The 18,944-nt window shown below is 59.2% G+C and carries 13 protein-coding genes and 6 pseudogenes; 10 read left to right on the forward strand and 9 right to left on the reverse strand.

Going from position 1 to position 18,944, the window contains the following annotated elements; genetic code table 11:
- Positions 1-610: transposase (locus L6637_RS40255; RefSeq protein ID WP_237867237.1), on the forward strand; the 610-nt coding region annotated here is incomplete at its 5' end.
- Positions 611-1,237: pseudogene (locus tag L6637_RS40260) on the forward strand (IS3 family transposase); the annotation flags it as partial.
- A gap of 40 nt (positions 1,238-1,277) precedes the next feature.
- Here the strand turns inward: L6637_RS40260 and L6637_RS40265 are convergent.
- A pseudogene (locus L6637_RS40265) lies at positions 1,278-2,637 on the reverse strand (IS30 family transposase).
- Positions 2,638-2,679: 42 nt separating this feature from the next.
- On the opposite strand from L6637_RS40265, the pseudogene L6637_RS40270 reads away from it, so the two are divergent.
- A pseudogene (locus L6637_RS40270) lies at positions 2,680-2,964 on the forward strand (integrase core domain-containing protein); the annotation flags it as partial.
- 302 nt (positions 2,965-3,266) lie between these two features.
- On the opposite strand, the pseudogene L6637_RS40275 reads toward L6637_RS40270, so the two are convergent.
- Positions 3,267-4,366, reverse strand: a pseudogene (locus tag L6637_RS40275) (ISNCY family transposase); the annotation flags it as partial.
- A gap of 75 nt (positions 4,367-4,441) precedes the next feature.
- On the opposite strand from L6637_RS40275, the gene istA reads away from it, so the two are divergent.
- Both istA and istB read left to right on the forward strand, forming a co-directional pair.
- A complete protein-coding gene (gene istA, locus L6637_RS40280) occupies positions 4,442-5,740 on the forward strand; it encodes an IS21 family transposase (RefSeq protein ID WP_164934316.1) in 1,299 nt (432 codons plus the stop codon).
- On the forward strand, positions 5,740-6,537 hold the full coding sequence (gene istB, locus L6637_RS40285) for an IS21-like element helper ATPase IstB (protein WP_128929835.1): 798 nt from the start codon (positions 5,740-5,742) through the stop codon (positions 6,535-6,537). The genes istA and istB overlap by 1 nt, the downstream gene beginning before the upstream one ends.
- A 129-nt stretch (positions 6,538-6,666) precedes the next feature.
- On the opposite strand, the pseudogene L6637_RS40290 reads toward istB, so the two are convergent.
- Positions 6,667-7,092: pseudogene (locus L6637_RS40290) on the reverse strand (ISNCY family transposase); the annotation flags it as partial.
- A 184-nt stretch (positions 7,093-7,276) separates the two neighbouring features.
- Positions 7,277-8,098 carry an enoyl-CoA hydratase/isomerase family protein gene (locus tag L6637_RS40295; RefSeq protein ID WP_128929836.1) on the reverse strand — a complete coding sequence of 274 codons (822 nt, stop codon included), beginning with the start codon at positions 8,096-8,098 and terminating at the stop codon, positions 7,277-7,279.
- A 200-nt stretch (positions 8,099-8,298) separates the two neighbouring features.
- Here L6637_RS40295 and L6637_RS40300 point away from each other — a divergent pair, with 200 nt between their 5' ends.
- The 5 genes from L6637_RS40300 (at position 8,299) to L6637_RS40320 (ending at position 15,311) form a co-directional block, all read left to right on the forward strand.
- Positions 8,299-9,837 carry an AMP-binding protein gene (locus L6637_RS40300; protein ID WP_128955112.1) on the forward strand — a complete coding sequence of 513 codons (1,539 nt, stop codon included), beginning with the start codon at positions 8,299-8,301 and terminating at the stop codon, positions 9,835-9,837.
- 33 nt (positions 9,838-9,870) lie between these two features.
- Entirely contained in the window at positions 9,871-11,259 is a 1,389-nt protein-coding gene (locus tag L6637_RS40305; RefSeq protein WP_128955113.1) for an amidase, read from the forward strand.
- A gap of 299 nt (positions 11,260-11,558) precedes the next feature.
- Positions 11,559-12,233, forward strand: a complete 675-nt coding sequence (locus tag L6637_RS42735; protein ID WP_128929839.1) for a GntR family transcriptional regulator — start codon at positions 11,559-11,561, stop codon at positions 12,231-12,233.
- An 877-nt stretch (positions 12,234-13,110) separates the two neighbouring features.
- The gene (locus L6637_RS40315) at positions 13,111-13,728 is read left to right on the forward strand and encodes a cysteine hydrolase family protein (RefSeq protein WP_128929840.1); all 618 of its coding nucleotides are present in this window, start codon (positions 13,111-13,113) and stop codon (positions 13,726-13,728) included.
- A gap of 269 nt (positions 13,729-13,997) precedes the next feature.
- Complete coding sequence (locus L6637_RS40320) at positions 13,998-15,311, forward strand: CapA family protein (protein WP_164934300.1); 1,314 nt, start codon at positions 13,998-14,000, stop codon at positions 15,309-15,311.
- Positions 15,312-15,483: 172 nt separating this feature from the next.
- Here L6637_RS40320 and L6637_RS40325 read toward each other — a convergent pair.
- The 5 genes and pseudogenes from L6637_RS40325 to L6637_RS42530 form a co-directional block, all read right to left on the reverse strand.
- A protein-coding gene (locus tag L6637_RS40325; RefSeq protein ID WP_128929842.1) for an IS3 family transposase occupies positions 15,484-16,586 on the reverse strand; the annotation gives its coding sequence in 2 pieces (ribosomal slippage) (positions 15,484-16,325 and positions 16,325-16,586; 1,104 coding nt in all).
- Between the two features lie 246 nt (positions 16,587-16,832).
- Positions 16,833-17,024, reverse strand: a pseudogene (locus tag L6637_RS40330) (transposase domain-containing protein); the annotation flags it as partial.
- Positions 17,025-17,066: 42 nt separating this feature from the next.
- A complete protein-coding gene (locus L6637_RS40335) occupies positions 17,067-17,717 on the reverse strand; it encodes a UPF0149 family protein (protein ID WP_237867281.1) in 651 nt (216 codons plus the stop codon).
- Positions 17,714-18,265, reverse strand: a complete 552-nt coding sequence (locus L6637_RS42525; protein WP_338076893.1) for an IS66 family transposase — start codon at positions 18,263-18,265, stop codon at positions 17,714-17,716. The genes L6637_RS40335 and L6637_RS42525 overlap by 4 nt, the downstream gene beginning before the upstream one ends.
- Positions 18,262-18,861, reverse strand: a complete 600-nt coding sequence (locus tag L6637_RS42530; RefSeq protein WP_276575813.1) for an IS66 family transposase — start codon at positions 18,859-18,861, stop codon at positions 18,262-18,264. Before L6637_RS42530 ends, L6637_RS42525 begins: the two co-directional genes overlap by 4 nt.
- Positions 18,862-18,944 lie beyond the last annotated feature (83 nt).

Here is an 18,944-nt window from a genome sequence, read left to right on the forward strand (position 1 = left end):
CAGTGCATTGAACACCAAAGGAGCAAGACCGGTCGGAAACCTAGCCAAGCCGCGCGTAAAGACCAAGCAGGTCAACACCCCCACCTTCGATGTCAGGACCGCACTGTACAGAGTGCGGGGCGTCGATTTGACTGAGATCCACGGGTTGGGTCCGTCGCTCGCATTGAAGCTCATTGGCGAGTGCGGTATCGATCTAACGGCATGGCCGAGCGCCAAACACTTCACTTCCTGGCTCTGCCTCGCACCCGGCAACAAGATCTCCGGCGGCAAGGTGCTGTCTTCGCGCACACGGAGATCTTCAAGTCGCGCAGCTGCGTTGTTGCGTTTGGCAGCCACAACCGTGGGGCGGAGCGAGACAGCGCTGGGAGCATTCTATCGCCGGTTGTCAGCACGTGCGGGTAAATCGAAGGCGGTGACGGCGACGGCTCGCAAGATTGCGGTTTTATTCTACAACACACTCCGGCACGGCATGAGCTACAAGGATCCTGGCGCCGACCAATATGAGCAGCAATATCGTAGCCGCGTCCTCGCCAACCTACAGCGCCGGGCGAAATCGCTAGGCTTCGTGTTGCAGGCCATCCCGGGCGACGCCAATCCGGCTGTTTCTTAGGAAGGCCGCAGCCTACTTCGCGAAGGAAGCGACATGAAGTTCCCCTTCGTTGCGAAGCACCGGACGATCTGGCCGGTGGCATGGCTATGCGATGCGCTGGGGGTGTCGCGGTCGGGCTTCCATGCTTGGCTGAATCGTTCGCCCAGCGCCAGATCCCGCAGCGACGAGGAGCTCGGCGGCAAGGTCAAGGCCAGCTTCGCCGCCAGCGACCGCACCTATGGCGCACGCCGAGTGTGGCGCGACCTGCTCGCCGAAGGGGCGGATTGTGGCCTGCACCGGATTGAGCGGCTGATGCGGCTGCAAGGCTTGCGGGCGCGGCCGCGACGTCGGCGCTTGCCGAAGGACAGCGGCGATCGACAGCTCGAGACCGTACCGGCGAACCTCCTTGACCGGCAGTTCGCCGCCGAGCGTCCCAACCAGAAATGGATCGCCGACTTCATCTATCTCTGGACGGCCGAAGGCTGGCTCTATGTCGCAGCGGTGATCGACCTGTTCTCGCGCCGCGTGGTGGGCTGGTCGATGAGTGCCGCCATGACCGCACAGCTCGTGACGGACGCATTGTTGATGGTCGTCTGGCGACGCGGCAAGCCGGATGCGCTGTTGCATCACTCCGACCGGGGCAGCCAAGGCGGATTCAAGCGGTCGTCGCAATACCAATTGTGTTCACTCACGATAGCAACTCGTCAAGGGCCTCTGCCGGCGTTTTCCAACCCAGGGTTTTTCTCGGTCGAGCATTGAGGGCCGCGGCCACAGCGGCGATCTCGTCGGCGCCGTGGACGATAAGGTCGGTGCCTTTCGGGAAGTACTGACGCAGCAGCCCATTTGTGTTCTCGTTGGTGCCACGCTGCCATGGGCTGTGCGGATCGCAGAAGTAGATTTGGACACCCGCGTCGATCTTAAGACGATCGTGCTGAGCCATTTCAGCTCCCTGATCCCAGGTCAGCGAACGACGCAGCTCTTCGGGCAAGCTGATGATGGTGCGCGTAATCGCGTCGCGCACCGCTTCAGCTCCGTGCCCTGCGAGAGTAGGCCCATTCTTCATGCGCGGAGCTTCGCCATGCCCCGCAAGCCGGGGAAGATGCAGCAACATCGTGAAGCGCGTCGTACGCTCAACCAGCGTGCCGATCGCCGAGCTGCCAAGACCAAGGATGAGGTCTCCCTCCCAGTGACCCGGCACCGCGCGATCGGCCGCTTCGGCGGGGCGTTGACTGATCATGATCTCCGGCGAGACAGAGCTCCTGTCTCGCCTGCGTACGCGCGCCCTGGGTACCCGCAACACGCGCCCCGTTCGCAAGCAGGCCGACAGTTCGCGGCGTAGCGCTCCCCGCCCCTGAACGAAGAGGGCTTGATAGATGGCTTCGTGGCTGATGCGCATCGTCTTGTCGTCCGGGAAGTCGATCGGCAAGCGTCGGGCAATCTGCTCTGGGCTCCAAGCCCTGGCCCATCGCCGATCCTTGCGCGGGCGGGCGGCCCTTCCACGGAACGGCGGGACCAGGAACGGCAGCGCCACTCAGGGTCGTGACGACGCCAGCCAGCGCTGCTCCCCATAAGTGCGCAAGGTTGTGTTGAGCGCAAGCTTGCTCGGTTTGGGTCGACGGGCCGATCGCTCGGCGTGCCATTGGGCTGTCGACGCACGATACTCCAGGCCGCCGCTGCTCGTCGCGGCATTGCGTCGTAGCTCACGGGAGATAGTCGAGACGGATCGGCTAAGTCGGCGCCCGATCTCGCGGCTCGAAAGGCCCTGAACGCGAAGAAGTGCAATCTCCTCACGTTCCGCAAACGAGAGGTACCGCCCGGACGGCGGCTTGGTCGAAGTACTGAACATCGCTGGTGCCATGCCGCCCGCGTCGGAACAATCTGGTTCCGACAGGCTGCGACATACCAGCCGCCAATGCAGCATCCTCGCTGGTCATCCCCTGCGCGATCCCCAACCAAAATCGCTGGAGTGCAGATCGCCCCGCTACCGGCGGTCGTCCCCGTGACGGCAACGGCGCCCGTCCAGAACGGTGTGATCGTCGCTTTCGAATCCCATCGCAACCTCCTTCGTTCAGGTGTTGCGACGACCGCTTGAATCCGCCCAGTACACAAGCGAGCAGTTCCAGCGCCTGATGGCCGACAACGGCATCGTTTGCAGCATGAGCCGCTCCGGCAACGTCTGGGACAACGCGGCGATGGAAAGCTTCTTCTCCTCGCGCAAGACCGAGCGTACGGCCAACAAGATTTATCGAACCAGAGACGAGGCACGCGCCGATGTGTTCGACTACATCGAACGATTTTACAACACGACGCGCAGGCACTCGACCATCGGCTATCTCAGCCCGGTTGAGTTCGGGCGTAAGGTGGGATTAGCTTGACCGGGTGTCCATCAAACCGGCAGCAGCTCAGTCACGTGTTTCTGTTTAGAATGCACGAGCCGCTCAACAGACACGCCAGATTGTTCATCCATGCGACGCCTTCGGAGCCACTTGATCTAGGACTGACAAAGCCTATAGCGCGCCAATCAGGATGAGAGCGCGTATTGCCTCATGTACTGATGCTCCCGGGTGCGATCGGTTGCCTCATTTATTTTGCTCCTGGCTTGAGTTGAGGAGGAGACCGGGTGCGGAGATGGCCGGGGTTTCGGAGCGCCCGGCCTCCTCCGCTGGTACCTCGCACGTCATTGGAGTGTTGTGACCTCGTACCCTGGCGGCATTTTCTCGCTAGGAGCGAACAGCAGCGCGTTCGCTTGCTCGCTGCGCCAGGATTTCAGCCGACGTTGAAGCGTTCGAAGAAGCTTGTTCGGATAGGCTCCAGGATATTCCTCCTGCAAGCGCGAGAGCAGTTCGCTGCCAGTCCGCCAAGGCTCGGTTTCAAACCATTTTCGCAACTCTGGCGTTGCTCGGATGTGCGGGTCGGGACGACGTCGGCCTCTCTCCGCCTTCACGAGTGGCCGATCCGTCGGTCGCATAGCTCCGTCCTTCCAGGCCGTGCGCAGGCTTGCCAGGAAGCGATCGATCGATTGCGATGCCGCAGCAGGATGGCCGATTGGTTGGGTGTCCCCGAGGACCGCGAGGCGCTCCTGCACGTCGCGGATGTCGCGCAACAACGCGACTGGATCGAGGGCGGCATAGATTTCTTGGAGATGATGGCGGACAGCGTCAGGCGTGCGGGCGTCCGCTGCCAGGCGCTGGTGTGGTGTAGCCGGCGCGCTGTATGTCTTGCGTACACGGGCACCGTCGCGCTGCTTGGCTATCAATTTGAACGAGGGTTGGAAGAAGTTCACGAACAGCCGCGCCGATCGATAGAGTTCAGCCAGCAGCTTGGCCGCTTCCAGGCGCCCTCGAACCGACGATAGCCGACTATCCTGCGCACGACGGCGCCGTTCTTCTGCTCGACGAACGCCTGGTCATTTTTTCGGTAGGGCCGGCAACGCGTGAAGACGATGTTGGCCGCCTCGCAGTAGGCTTTCAGCGTCTCGTTCATGAACACGGTATCATTGTCAGTATCGAAGCCGAGCAGCGCAAAAGGCAATTGTTTGCGCAATTCCGTCAGCACCGTGCTCAACAGCGTTTGTTCGCGCACGATCAGAGGAGCGCACTCCGTCCAGCCGGTAGCAATGCCGGTGAGCACGAGGGTCTGGATGAAGCTGCCGCGCGCAGATGGACCGCTATGCGCGACAAGGTCGGCCTCGACGAATCCGGGCGCCGGATCATTCCAATCTGCCGACGTCCTTATTGGAGCCCTGCGACGCAGGGAATGCGTCGCGTGCCGCTGTCGGGCGACATGGAAAATTGACCCCCTGACGACACGAGGAATTGCCCCCCTCGCGACACGGTCAGAACGGGGGTTTTTATGCAGCGACTCAGTTCAGGTCCTCTGCGGTTCAAAGATCCGCGGAGGGAGGCCATGCTGGAGCCGGACGAGGTTTCGGCGATACTCCGGCTCAACGAGCTGGGGTGGGGTAGCAAACGGATTGCCCGGGAGCTCGGGATTAGTCGCAACACGGTGAAGGACTACGTGGCGGCCGGCGGCTGGACACCCTATCGGCAGCCGCAGCGCAAAAAGGCGCTCGATGGCCAGGAGACCTGGCTCAAGGAGCGCCTGCGGCAGCACCACGGCAATGCCGATGTGATTCGCCAGGAGCTGGCAGCCGAGAAAGGCATCATCGTCAGCCTGCGCACGGTCGAGCGGGCGGTACAGCGCTATCGCCAGGAGCTTGCGGCCGAGGCGCGCGCGACGGTGCGGTTCGAGACACCGCCCGGCAAACAGCTGCAGATCGATTTTGGCGAGCGGCTGGTCGAGATCGGTGGCAGCAAGGTTCGCGCCTACCTGTTCGTCGCCACGTTGGGCTACTCGCGCCGGCACCATGTCAGAGCATTCCGCAACGAACGGCAAGAGAGCTGGTTCGATGGCCTGGAAAGCTCCTTCGTGAAGTTCGGTGGCGTGCCCGAGGAGGTACTGTTCGATAATGCGCGTGCGTTGGTCGTGGAGCACGATGCCGCGATGCGCACCGTCGTGTTCAATGACAAGCTGACCGCGTTTGCCAAGCACTGGGGGTTCCGGCCACGGGCCTGCGCGCCATATCGAGCCCGCACCAAGGGTAAGACCGAGAATGGCGTCGGCTACGTCAAACGGAACGCGGTCGCCGGCCGCACCTTCCCGAGCTGGGAAGCCTTTGAGGCGCATCTTGAAGCTTGGACGCGGGAGATCGCCGACCTACGCCAGCATGGCACGACTGGCGAAGCACCAATTGAGCGCTTCAGGCGCGCTGAGGCGCACGCGCTGAAGCCCATCGCTGGGAGGCCGCCCTTCCAGGCCGCACGTGAACTGATCCGGCGCGTGCAGGCCGACTGCGCGGTCGAGATCGATGGCAACGCCTACTCTGTGCCATGGCGGCTGATCGGCGAGACGGTGAGAGCGACGATCGCCGATGGCGTGGTGCGCATCCACCACGGGATCCATGAGGTGGCCGCTCATCCGATCTGTGTCGGTCGGCGCCGTCGCGTCGTTGACCCTAAACACTTTGAGGGCCTGACTGGCTTTAAACCGAGCCGTGCTGGCGAGCTCGCGTTATCGCCTGTCGCGCCGCCGTCGCCGACGCTGCTGCGGCCACTCGGCGAGTACGAAGCGATTGTGGGAGGGGGCTTCTGATGCGAGCCATTGTCCCCGACCGCCTGAGCGATATGCTGACGCGCCTGAAGCTGACGGCTGTCCGCGACCAACTGGATGGGTTGTTGGATGAGGCCGGTCGACAAGAGCTGAGCCTACGCGAGACTCTGGTGCTGCTGTGCGAGCGCGAGATCGCCCGCAAGGATGAGCGGCGCATCGAGATGACGCTCAAACTTGCTCGCTTCCCGTTCGTTCGCGATCTGTCGGGCTTCGACTTCTCGGCCCAGCCCTCGCTGGATCCGAAGCAGATACGCGAGCTTGCGAGCGCCCGCTGGATCGCCAATGGCGAGAACGTGCTGCTCCTTGGGCCACCTGGCGTTGGCAAGACGCACCTTGCGGTCGCGCTTGGGCGCGAAGCGATCCTGGCTGGGCATTCCGTTCAGTTCGTCGCAGCCACGACTGTCGTTGCGCAGCTTGCCAAAGGTCACAGCGAAGGCCGGCTCGAGGAGCGACTCGCGCAATTTGCCAAGCCAAAGCTCCTGATCATCGACGAGCTCGGGTATCTGCCCTTTGAACCCGATGCCGCGCATCTGTTCTTCCAGCTCGTTAGCCGTCGTTACGAGAGAGGCGCGATCCTGCTGACCAGCAACCGCAGCGTCGGCGAGTGGGGCTCGGTCTTCAGCGACCCCGTGGTCGCCACCGCGATCCTTGATCGTCTGCTGCACCACAGTCACGTAATCACGATCCGCGGCGACAGCTATCGCTTGAAGGAGAAGCGCCGCAGCGGACTTCTGCAGAAGCCCGCTGTACCAGAAGCCAAATCGGAGAAGAAGTCGTGACGCAAGCCGCTCGCTCGCTACAGCGCTATGAAGGGCGCGCTTCGCGAGCGGCTTGCTTCAGTCCTGCAAACAACAAGGGGGTCGCTTCCTCATGTCGTTGCGGGGTCAAATCCGGACGTCGCTTGACAGCCGCCGACGCTTGCGACCTAATCCTTCTCGGACCCCCACCAATGCGCGGTCGATCGTCGCAGCGCTCATTGCCAAAAGTTTGTCGCGGATCTCGGGGGTAAGGTCGAGGTGGCCATGCCGTTCCATCGCCTCAATCAACGCAGGCATTAACGCCTTCAGCCGCTTCCCGCAGATCCGGTCTGACGCCTCCCAAAGGAGCACGAGCGCGTTGTGTTCTACCTCATTATACATTCGACGTCGCGCCCTTCGGCTTGGGCGCGCGTCTTCCTCACCTCGAAGTAGTCGCATCGCCTGCTTGCGATGGAATCCGGTGATGTCGACGAACTCGTCCAATATCCGCGTCTTCTTCGCGCGATCCGAACGCCGATAGCGCGCGCCTGCTGCCGCCGTCAGTTCCTTCCGCGTTGCCATGCTTAGCCACCCCATCTTCGCCCCCGCTCGCTCCCGATCCAAGGGAGCAATTTACGTGAGGCAACGGCTCAGCATTTGGTAACAATTAGGGCGAGACAATGCGGAGTCTCACCCTGATCGCCGCCGCGCAAAAGCCAACCGATCGGAGGACGAGGCAAGGCTTAGGCAGTTTATTTTTGCTGTGCGAAGAGCCTTGGCCTCACACGTCTGCAAATGAAGGAGGCCGGCGCTCACACCACGCTTTTAGGCCCTCTCGGGCATCAGGTGATGTTAGGCTTTCGAAAAACTTCGCATTGATCTCGACCGGGTCAGCAGTGCCTCGACGAATTGAATTGAGCGACGTCTTCAGGCCCCGGAGAGAAGCCGGCGAACGCTGGGCGAGCATCCCGGCAAAATGCTCTAATCGCGCTTCAAGCGCATCCGAAGTACACACCTCGGTAAGATAACCCATCTGTAACAACGTGATGCTGTCAACTTGCTCGCCTGTTAGAAAAAGGCGTTTCGTTTGCGACAGGCCAAGCCGCTCCACGTAACGTCGTAAACCAGAATAGTAGTACTGAATACCGAGGCGAGAAGGAGACATTTGCAAGAGACATCCCCGCGTTCCGATACGAAAATCACATGCAAGCGCGAGGTCAGTAGCGCCTCCGTAAATGTTTCCATTCAGGCCGCATATAGTAGGAAAGGGGCATTCTTCGACAAGATCGCACATCGCGGCGAACAGGGCTGTACATGCCGCCGCACGATCACTCGACAATGTATCCAGGTCAAATCCTGAACTAAAACTTGGACCTTGAGCCGTTATCATTAGTACTCGCACGCTCGACTGCCGAGCCAAAGTCGCGACGATTTCAGAGAAAGTCTCGATGTCTGTTGGCTCGAACCGATTGTGCTGCCGAGACCGGTTCAATTGAATTCTCGCGATCCCTTTTGACACATGCAAGGTCGGCAAGTTCCCGAGCTCAGATGCTTCTTCATTCCTTTGTTTCCCTGCTGCGACCTCACTTCCAAATTTATTCATTCGATTCCCTCGACTGGCGAAACCTGCGCTGCAGGGACGGGTAGGTGAGGCGCGGTTGTCAACGATGAAGCACAGAAGCTTCGGCCCTATGCCCTCAGCCCCTCCGTATTCTTTTTACGTTGACAGATATTTTTTTTACATTCAATAGAATATCTCGGAAACTGGCCCTGCCGGCAGCGCGGCGAGGAGAGGCGTAAGTCATGTCCAACCGCAATTTCTATGTCCTGGTTGAGGGGAGGGCCGAGGCAAACCCGACAGACGTGCTCCTAGAGCTTGAGAGCGGCGAAACGCTATCCGCTCAGTGGCTGCACAAGCTCTGTGGTAGCTATGCCAGCGTCTTCCGGCGGCTCGGATGTGCGGTCGGTGATCGCGTGGCCGTCCAGGTCGAGAAGTCCGCACATGCTTTCGCGCTCTATCTTGCCTGCCTCCGTGCTGGGCTCTGCTATTTGCCCATCAACACAGCTTATCGCTCAGCTGAGTTGGCCTACCTTCTAAAGGACGCGCAGCCTTCCTTCCTTCTCAGAGGACCAAATACGGAAGCTCTTCCCGACATGACGGTGCCTCGGTCAACCAAGGTCTTAACGTTTGGCATCCGGGGTGAAGGAACATTCGCATCACTTGTCAAAGCAGGAGAGACCTCGTTTAGCACCGTCGAACTCAATGGTGCGGCTCCCGCAGCTCTCCTCTACACCTCAGGCACAACCGGCCGGCCCAAGGGTGCTCTGATCAGCCATGCTGCGCTCTCGTACACCGCTCAAACGCTGAGTCGATTGTGGGGCTTCTCGTCTTCGGATGTTCTGCTACATGCGCTGCCGATCTTCCACAGCCATGGTCTATTCATCTCATTCAACGTCGCGCTGGCAGGCGGAGCGCGAATTCTCCTGCAAAATAAATTCGATGTAAGTCCAGTGCTCGACGCAATTCCTCGCTCAACCGTTTTTATGGGAGTGCCAACTTACTATCATCGTCTATTGACCTGCCCTTCGCTGGCCAGCTCTCTTTGCCGAAACATGCGACTGTTCATATCCGGTTCGGCACCACTATCGGCTCCGATGCATCGCGATTTTGAAACTCGGACAGGGCACCGTATCCTGGAGCGTTATGGTTTGACCGAGGCAATGATTCTCTGCTCGAACCCCCTGGAAGGTGATCGTCGACCAGGTTCGGTAGGGCTACCGATTCCCGGTGTTGATTTGCGTATTGCAGGCGAGCGAGATGAAGCTCTGCCTGTCGGACAAGTAGGTATCATTCAAGCGCGAGGACCGGGGCTTTTCTCCGGTTACTGGAACAATGCTGAGCAAACCAAAGCCGAGCTCACAGCAGACGGGTTCTTCCGTACCGGCGACATGGGTCTCGTCGACGAGAAGGGATACGTCTCGATTACAGGCCGCGCCAAGGATCTCATCATCAGCGGCGGATACAACGTCTATCCCGCAGAAGTTGAGGCTGTAATCGATGAACTGACTTCCGTTAAGGAGTCAGCCGTTGTCGGAGCAACTCACGCGGATTTCGGAGAGTGCGTCGTTGCCTTCGTAATTGCTAGCGATAAGAGCGACCCACCGAGCGAAAGCGAGGTGATTCAGCAGGTCAAGCGAAACATGGCAAGTTACAAAACCCCCAAGAAGGTCATCGTAGTCGATGATTTTCCACGGAATGCTATGGGAAAAGTCTTGAAGAAGGAGCTCCGGACGACACTAGCGGACTTTCCCACGCTTGGCTCGGATAACGCCAATAGATAATCGGCCTCCCTAGGCTAACTGGAGATTGCACACTTGTGCGCATACCATCCCGCTGAATTTCAAGCGCTGACATTTCATGATGCGGTACCCGCCTTCAGAGAAGGACGAGATAGCCCGCGCAAATACCTTGAGCGCTGTCTCGAAACGATCGACGCTCGCGAGCCCACCGTGCGAGCTTGGGTCGAAATGAACGTGCGAGAGGCGAGGTCCGTGGCTGATCGATCCACAGCGCGTTACCTCGCGGGACGAGAGCTTTCGACCATCGATGGCATGCCGGTCGGGATCAAAGACCTCTTTATGACAAAGGATATGCCCACGCGTATGGGATCTCCCTTGTTCAGAGACAATCACACTCATCAAGATACGGCTTGCGTCCAGGCATTGAGAGCCGCGGGCGCCATCGTGCTCGGTAAGACAGTGACGACGGAACTCGGCATGTCCTACCCTGGACCGACTACCAACCCGTTCAGCCATCGCCATACCCCCGGCGGATCGTCGAGCGGATCGGCAGCGGCCGTCGGCGCGCGGATGATACCTGCGGCAATCGGAACGCAAGTGGCTGGCTCGGTGATTCGACCAGCGAGCTTTTGCGCGAACTATGCGATCAAGCCGACAATGGGCGCCATCCATCGTGGGGAGCGTCTGGCACTTAGCCAAAGCCACGTGGGGATCCATGCTGGCGACCTTCGTGACATGTGGCATGTGTCGATTGAAGTCGCAAAGAGATCAGGCGGCGATCCCGGCTATCCCGGCCTTTACGGTGAGACAACTCTTCATCCGGCAACCCGGCCACTACGAGTGATTGTGATGGAGGCCCAAGGTGCGGCAGAATTGGACGACGATTCCAGAGACGCATTTGAACGGTTCCTCACTCAGCTTCGCCACGCCGGCGTCCACACCATCGACAGAACCAACCACTCGCTGGTCGACTCGTTCGAACGTGCCATCGACGAAAGTCTTGAAATTACTCGTGACGTTTGTGCCTACGAGATGCGCTGGTCACTGGAGAACCTTGTAGAAAGGTTTGGCGGAGGGCTGAGTGACAGCTTGACCTCTCGTCTGGAACTCGCGAGAAAGATGAGCATAGATGACTATCGTCAACTACTCGCCCAGCGCGATAAGGCAAGAGCAGCCCACGCCGCAATTGCTCATATCGCCGACGCTATCGTTGCTCCGTCCTCCGTTGGACCAGCTCCAAAATTAGACAATCAAGGACTTGACTCGGGCATCTCACATACAACAGGCCTGCCGAGTTACAATGCTGTTACCTCCGTCTTAGGGGCGCCAACTATCACGCTTCCGCTTCTTGCGGTGAGGGGAATGCCTCTCGGAATTCAGGTTATTGGCCAGCAGCATACCGATCAGCACCTTGTAGGTTTAGGGCGTTGGATCAGCGAGACTATTCCGGCGCGATCGGTCTAATCTCTGCTGGCTCATTCTGAGTTCGACCGGCATGGGCCCTTGGCGAGGTAAATTCGGCAGCATCTGATCTCGGGCCCGTATGTTCGTCGATCGTCTCACCATAGGTAGGGGAAGTAGCGCCTAGGTTGAGCGCCGGGCCGGCAAATCGCGTGCTCCTTCGAGTATTGTTGGGCTAAAGGTTCGAGCCTTTGAGCTACCGGTTGACGAACCGGTCCGCCTCTCGTCGCGATACAATTGCGAAACTTTTCGCTATCTACTCGCGGATCGTGGTATGAACTCCCATACCCGCGGGCAGGACCGTGCTCAAATTCAACCGAACTAGCGAAATCGCCAACTGGATCAAGACCGAAATTGATTCCGGTGCTTTGCAGCCAGGATCCAAGCTTGATGAAAAGCAACTCTCCGACAGGTTTAACGTTTCGAAGACCCCTGTCCGGGAAGCCCTGATACAGCTGGCATCGCGTGGCTTGGTAGATCTGAAGCAGCGGAGGGGTGCGACCGTCTCGGTTCTGAGTGCGGAGCAAATTGTCGCTATGTTCGAAGTTATGACGGAGCTTGAGGGAATGTCTGCAAGGCTGGCCGCGGCGCGAATGCCGACGGACCTACAGGCGCGCCTCCGCGACATACACTCTCGCAGCGAAAGCGCGCTTCACAATGCGCAGCTGTACGATGCAATTAATAAAGAGCTCCATGAAACTATCTACGAGGGTGCGCAAAACTCATATTTGGAACAGTCGATAAAAGAGACCCGCGCTCGCCTGCGTCTCTATCGTCGGTACCCATTCCAAAAACCAGGTCGCATTCAACAGTCCTATCAAGATCATTGCTCAATTGTGGCAGCGATCACCCGAGGAGATGCCATGGCGGCTGCTCAGGCTATGCACGATCATCTCACGACTGGCGGACGCGTTTTCGCAGATCTCGTGGCGGAAGCCGCTCGTTTTGCGAATACACCTGATAAGGCGGCGGGATAACCCCGCCCAATTGCCTCCACCTACTCGGCAACTCTTCTCGTCTTCTAACCCGCGTGGCGCGATATGGCGCGAGCAGCAATGTGGAGCACGAACTATCACCGGTCACATAAAACCTACTGATCAACTCAACCGACGAATTGATGATTTTCTCGCTTGCCGATGACACATCGATCGGATCGTATTACATCATCTGCTTCACCTTCCAGGCGCCATCCCTCGCAAATCCCACAAGGGCTGCAGGAATTCTTCAAGTCGGCAAGAAAATGCGACGCAAATCTCTGTACGATACTAGTATCCTAAGCGCATGGAATATATCGGAGACGACCTCGCGGGGACCGACAAATGACGCTCCAATCGAACAGTCACAACAGCCCGCAAGCGATTGGCGCTACTCCAGTACACGAGCATCTCTACCATTTCCATCGCCGCGATTTTCGTGCCGGGCGGCTCTTCTTGTTGGCCCGTAGGAAGCGGGCACGCACAGAGACGGGCCAACCGCCGATGTTGCTCGCCGTAGCGCCGGCGACACAAAGGCGGCAATCACCGCGGCTGAGCGCTCATTTCCGGTCCGCCGAATTCTTGCCTGCAAAAGCGCAGCAATTCTGAGGTCGTGGGCCGGACTAATGCGGAAGAGCTGGCGCTTCTGGTCGCGAGCGAACAGGGCCAGTTATGGATGAACCCGCGATAAGAAAACACTCTTGTGAACGAGCAACAGGCAGCCCGCTCTTGATCAAGGCTTTCCAACGAAACTTGGCTCATAGGCCGACCGAAGGTCGGTCTCAAGAAGCGCGAGTCGCCGTCACATGATAGGCCCAGGCCCGATGGAACGATCCTTGCTAGATTGATCGGAAGGGTAGATCAAACCCAGGAGCGATACATGAAGAATTATGACGGCCCCATTGACCCTCAAAAAACAGCATTGCTAGTTGTCGACCTGCAGAACCACGAGATTTCTGAGGAAGAACAGCGCAAATATCCGGAGTACGTGGACCGCGTGAAACATCAGATCGTGCCGAACGTCCAGCGGCTACTGCAAGCCGCGAGGTCGTGCGGCGTGGAAGTGATGTACACGGTAATCGAAAGCCTCACCAAGGATGGGCGCGATCGTTCGCTTTGCCACCGTAAGCTAGTCATCCCAAAGGGGTCATGGGGAGCTCAGGTAATTCCCGAGATAGCGCCTGGCGAAGACGACATCGTCTTACCAAAGACAGCTTCTGGGGTATTCAGTTCGACCATCCTGGAGCGGGTTCTTCGTAACATGGGCATTGAGGAGGTAATTGTTGTTGGCGTTTTAACGGATCAATGCATCGATATGGCGCTGCGCGACGGTGTAGATCGCAGCTTCCATATGATTTGCGTCACCGACTGCTGCGCCGCCTATACTGAAGAGAGACACAATTACTCTCTTCGTATGCAATATGGCGCTGTCCGGAAAGTGACGACGGAGGAGATTGTATCGGAACTCTCAGGCAAGTTATTCGCCCGAAACAGCTGAGATTTCCCTTCTTGAGATTCCCTCAGTAAGCCGAGCGGTTTGTTTTCTGTCTCTTTTCCGCTGAGCAAGAGATGCAAAACGAGATCCTAACGTCTTACCCCTGAGAGGGAATCTCGAAGAGCTGCGTTGAAGCGTATGACACGCGCGTCAACGTTAACACCTGTGGCGCTTGTGCATTGCGGAGACTTCGGATGCGAAAGAGCCTGGTTTGCGTGCTGCGCAGACTATAAACCGTAGATCAAAAGCCATGCGACGAGGAGATGCAAGCCGTGCCGCGTAAACTTCCCAACACGCCTGTTGATGTCTGGCGCACAACTCCGGAAACGTTGGACCTGGCGGAAAACGCCAAGCGATTTGGCTGGTGGGATTTTCCGCTCGAAAGCGCTGCAACAGATTCGGCAGAAATGGATGGAATTGACCGCGCGTACTGGTTCTATAAAAGCGCGCGCCCAATTACGAGAACATCACGGGATGTTTCTGATGCGTTGTTCTTGAACGACAAGTCTATTGTGGAATTACCGACTGCATTTCGAAAGCAGCAGACTGCGACTCTGAGTGCACTGGGGGATCTGATCCAGGCGCGCGGGCTAGAACACTCTAAGGATCTTTTGTTCGAGAGCATCGAAGCCGCTGTCTTCAATGCCGATATCTCTTTCGCGAATTATGAATCTGTGGTGGCAGACGATCATGTCGTGAGCGAGGCTATAGGCGACGGCCGCTCTTCGATGATGTGTTGCTCATCGGCCCAATATTCCGCATTAACAGAACACCAGGGTAGACGTTTCACGATTCTTAACCTCGCGAACAATCACTCATTGGACTTGGGCGTTCAGGGTCTTCGAACCACTCAAGAGCTCTGCAGAGCGAATGGGATCATTGAAATCGGCGCCCCTCGATGCGCCGAGGAGTACGGCCGGGGCACGGTTTTCACGAAGAGGGGCATCAGGTTCGGGTTCGTGTCGGTCACATTCGGTCTCAATGGGCGACCCCTACCCGACGGTGAACATTATTGTGTGCACGCGTCACCGCTCATGTCCAAACGTGTCGTGGCCGATCTTGAGCTACTCAAATCGCAAATAAGGAGCTGTAAACATCAGAATGCCGATGTCATCATCGCCTCAATCCATTGGGGCTTCGAATTCGAGTTTTTTCCAAGACGAAAGCAAATTGAGCTCGCTCATGCGCTTGTGGAGGAAGGCGCCGACATAATTTTGGGCCATCATCCTCACGTAGTTCAGCCGATCGAGTACTACCGCACTACACGTGATCCCAACCGAGTTGCGGTCATCGCTTACTCCTTGGGTAGCCTAACTTGGGACTGGTATACGGCTCCACATTTAATTTTGAGCTTGATGCTGAACTTTCAGTTCGCAAAAGGTGATACAAGTGCAGGAAGCCGTACTTACATCGAAAGTGTCACCGCTACTCCTTTGTTTAGAAATATCTTCTACAGGGGCGATAACAAAGTGATGCGCATTGAACAACTTAGAGACCACCTGGATGCGAAAAATGCCGACTTCGGTCACTTAGAACAAATGCAACAATACGTAGACTTGATTTCGGGCCGCGGAGCCCCGGTTTGACGAGCTCGCGACAGCCTCTCATCCAAATGCTCTCCGCCATCAGGTGCGACCGTGAATGTGTAAGCGGAGTGACCTGCCACTGAATGTTCATCCAGCGGCAGTTAGAGTCTCGGAGTTTTGTGCAGCGAGACCGAACTTTGGACCACCCGGAACTAGAGTTTTGCGCCTCTGATCACGTTGGCGGGCTGGTGTCGCCGACGTGATTTTGCAGCAAAATCGGCGGCCGATTGCCGATCGCCCCGTGGGGCCGTTCTTCGTTATAGTATCTTCGCCAAGTCTCCACCTTTTGCCGGGCATCCGCAAGGGACAGGAACCAATGGGTGTTGAGGCATTCGGCCCGGAAGCGGCCGTTGAAGGCTTCGATGAAGGCGTTGTCGGTCGGCTTGCCGGGTCGTGAGAAGTCCAGCGTGACGCCGCGCTGGTAGGCCCAGAGGTCAAGATCGCGCGACACGAACTCGCTGCCTTGATCGACCCGGATCGTCGCCGGGAGTCCCACTTCATTGCAAACCCTTTCCAGTACCTCCACGACATCGGTGCCGCGGAAGGTGAGCCGCGGCTCCAGTGCGGGCGAGAAGCGGGAGAAGATATCGACGATCGTGAGCACCCGGAGATTGCCGCCGGTGGCCAGCTGGTCATGAACGAAGTCCATCGCCCAGATCTCGTTGACCCGCGTCGCGGGCCGTCGGTCGTCGCGCAACTTGGCCTTGACCCGGCGCTTGGGCGATTTGTTGCGCAATTGCAGGCCCAATTCGCGATAGATGCGACGGGTCTTGTTCTGGCCGTGACGCCATCCCTCGCGGCGCAACAGCACATGGACGCGGCGATAGCCGTAGCGGATGCGAACATGGCAGATCTCCTTGATCCGAGCTTCGAGGGCCGCCTGGCCGGAGCGACGAGATTTGTAGTGATAGGTCGATCGATCGAACTCGAGGGCCTTACAAGCCTTGCGGATCGAGACCTGCCACTCCCCGCAAACCTCATCGACGAGCTTGCGCTTCCGACCAGGCTTCACAGCTTTCGGCGGATCACGTCCTGCAGCATCTCCTTGTCGAGCGATAGGTCCGCCACCAGCTTCTTCAGCTTGGCGTTCTCGTCCTCGAGCTGCTTCAACCGGCGCATCTCGGTCGGCAGCAGTCCGTCGTACTTTTTCTTCCAGTTGAAATAGGTCGCCTGGCTGATCCCGGATTTGCGGCAGATCTCCGCAACCGGGACCCCGTCGTTGCCCTGCTTCAGGATAAACGCCTTCTGGGCGTCCGAAAACTTCGAGGCCTTCATCGTCGTCCGCTCCTCCCAGCCGAGGGGATTCGGCAGCGCAAGACTCTAGCCAAAATTGGTCCAGTTTGCCGGCCTCAGGTCAGCGGTAGCTGAAGCGCCGCCGCTCGTTGGCGAAATCGCGCAATCGGCCACGCAGAATTGCGTCCGGCGGGCGGCTGGAGCGATAGCGGATCATCTGTAAGCGCGATTTTCTCCGCACGCCGGCGGTTTTGATGGACTGCCTTGAATCGGGCGATGCGGGGCCGTTCAGGCGGTGGCGGCTTTGTGGAAGTTGAAGGGCAGCAGGTCTGCAATATCGGCGTCGCCGGCGCGCTGAGGCGATTCGGTGAGGACGTGGCGCAACCACGCTAACGGCACGACACGTGAGGCGCGGCAGGTCAGCATCAGGCTATAGACGACGGCGCTGGCCTCGGCTCCGTCCACGGTATCACTGAACAACCGTAAGCGGTACGAGCAGACCACGGACCTGGCGTGGACGGCCTACGCGCGCCGCTGGAAGCGCATAGGCATCCAGAACTGCCGCAGGGCCTCAACGGCTATTGGAATGTCGCGCCAGGCGTTTTGAGCGACGGGCAGCGTTGCCAGCGTATGGCGGGCCGGGGGTAGCAAGGGTCGACCGGCGTCATCGATGCAATGGACCAGGATCGGCCGCAGCATAAGGTGTTCGGTTCCGTTCGGGGAGAGAAGCCGCGACCAGACGAGAAGCCGAAGCTTCATGACGGCGTGGAAGCCCATGCACCAGGGCTGCGGGTCGACGTCGCCGTCCGGCGATCGCAGGAACAGCGGCTCGAAGCTCTCCGGTCTCGTCGACAGCGTCTCGCTGATCGCGTTGTGGCGCATCAGCGTGGCAGCGATCGCCGAGAACTCCTCGGTGTCGTGATTGAAGGCGTCGGGATCTACGCCAAGGAGCGGGCACACCCATTCCTCGGAGGCCATCGAGACCGGCCCGGCGACGACAGCGGCCACTGCGCCGTCGAGCATGGAGAGCGACGTCGCCCGCGGATGCCGAAGCGTCGGCGACCTGGCGCGCTCGCTCATCCATTGCCCGAGCCGCTCGAATGACATGGCATAGTTCGCCATCGTCGTCTTGCGTGCTTTTCGCGTTCCCCGCCGTTGCTTCGGCTTCGTCATGCCACGGCTCGCTTTTCGGCTTCGCGTGCGGCCTTCCAGTTCCAGGCCAGAAGTTCGTGCAGCTGGTTGGCCTTCGCGGCGCCGCTCACCATGCGCTCGAGAACGTCGACGAGATAGGCCTCGGGGTCGAGGCCATTCAATTTGGCCGTGTTAAGAAGCGAAGAAAGTATCGACCAAGTCTCGCCTCCGCCTTCGTCACCACTGAACAACGAGTTCTTTTTTCCGATCGCAATCGGCCTGATTGATCGTTCGACCGTGTTGGTGTCCGCCTCGAGCCGCCCGTCGTCCAGGAATGCCGTCAGGCCCTGCCAGCGTTCGAGCATATAATCGATCGCCTTGATGAGCGTCGAGCGGCGGGAGATCCCGTCCTTCACCGCGATCAGTCGAGCCTTCAACGCCTCCATGAGCGGCTTCGTCTCGGCCTGTCGCGCCGCGCGGCGTTCCCCGGCGCCGAGACCGCGGATCCTCTCCTCGATCGCGTAGACGGCTGCGATGCGCTCGATGACCTCCGCGGCGAAGGGTGAGTTCGTCGTCTTGTGCACCCTCACGAAGTTGCGGCGCGCGTGAACGAGACAATACGCCAGCTGGATCTGCCCGGCACCTTCGCATCGCCCACCAGCGAGGCGTAGGCGGCATAGCCGTCGACTTGCAGCACGCCTTCGAAGCCGGCCAACTGCGCCACGATCTCCTTCTTGCCGCGACCGTCTGCGAACACGTAGGCGACCGCCGGCGGCGCCGGACCCTTCCACGCCCGATCGTCCGTCGCATGCGCCCAGAACTGGCAGATCCTCGTGCGGCCGCGTACCGGGTCGAGCACCGGCATCGGCGTCTCATCGCAGAACAACCGCTCAAAGCCGTGCATGGTCTTCAGTTGCAGGTCGTAGAGGCCCCTGACCAGCCACGCCGCGCTGCCCATCCAGCGCGCCAGCGTCTGACGATCGACGACAACACCTTGGCCCGCCAGGATCTGCGTCTGGCGGTAGAGCGTCGATTGCCAGGCATATTTGGCCGCGGCGATATGCGCGATCAGCGCCGTCGTCGCCATGCCGCCCTCGACGAGCCGCGCTGGTGCCGAGGCCTGGACGATCGGGCCCTCACAGGCGCGGCAGGCATATTTGGGAGGGATCGTGCGGAGTACACGCAACCACCCGGGAAACCGAACCGCAGAGTCGGAGATCGCCCCTTCATCCGGTAGGTGGCCGCTGAACAGCGCCTACGATTCACGTG

The sequence above is a fragment of the Bradyrhizobium zhengyangense genome (genome assembly GCF_022012435.1).
GTDB lineage: Bacteria > Pseudomonadota > Alphaproteobacteria > Rhizobiales > Xanthobacteraceae > Bradyrhizobium > Bradyrhizobium zhengyangense.

Bases quoted from the DNA above. Each gene is read 5' to 3' on its own strand.
- istA (WP_164934316.1), top strand. From the start codon at position 4,442: ATGCAGCGACTCAGTTCAGGTCCTCTGCGGTTCAAAGATCCGCGGAGG.
- istB (WP_128929835.1), top strand. From the start codon at position 5,740: ATGCGAGCCATTGTCCCCGACCGCCTGAGCGATATGCTGACGCGCCTG.
- L6637_RS40295 (WP_128929836.1), bottom strand. From the start codon at position 8,098: ATGAATAAATTTGGAAGTGAGGTCGCAGCAGGGAAACAAAGGAATGAA.
- L6637_RS40300 (WP_128955112.1), top strand. From the start codon at position 8,299: ATGTCCAACCGCAATTTCTATGTCCTGGTTGAGGGGAGGGCCGAGGCA.
- L6637_RS40315 (WP_128929840.1), top strand. From the start codon at position 13,111: ATGAAGAATTATGACGGCCCCATTGACCCTCAAAAAACAGCATTGCTA.
- L6637_RS40335 (WP_237867281.1), bottom strand. From the start codon at position 17,717: ATGACGAAGCCGAAGCAACGGCGGGGAACGCGAAAAGCACGCAAGACG.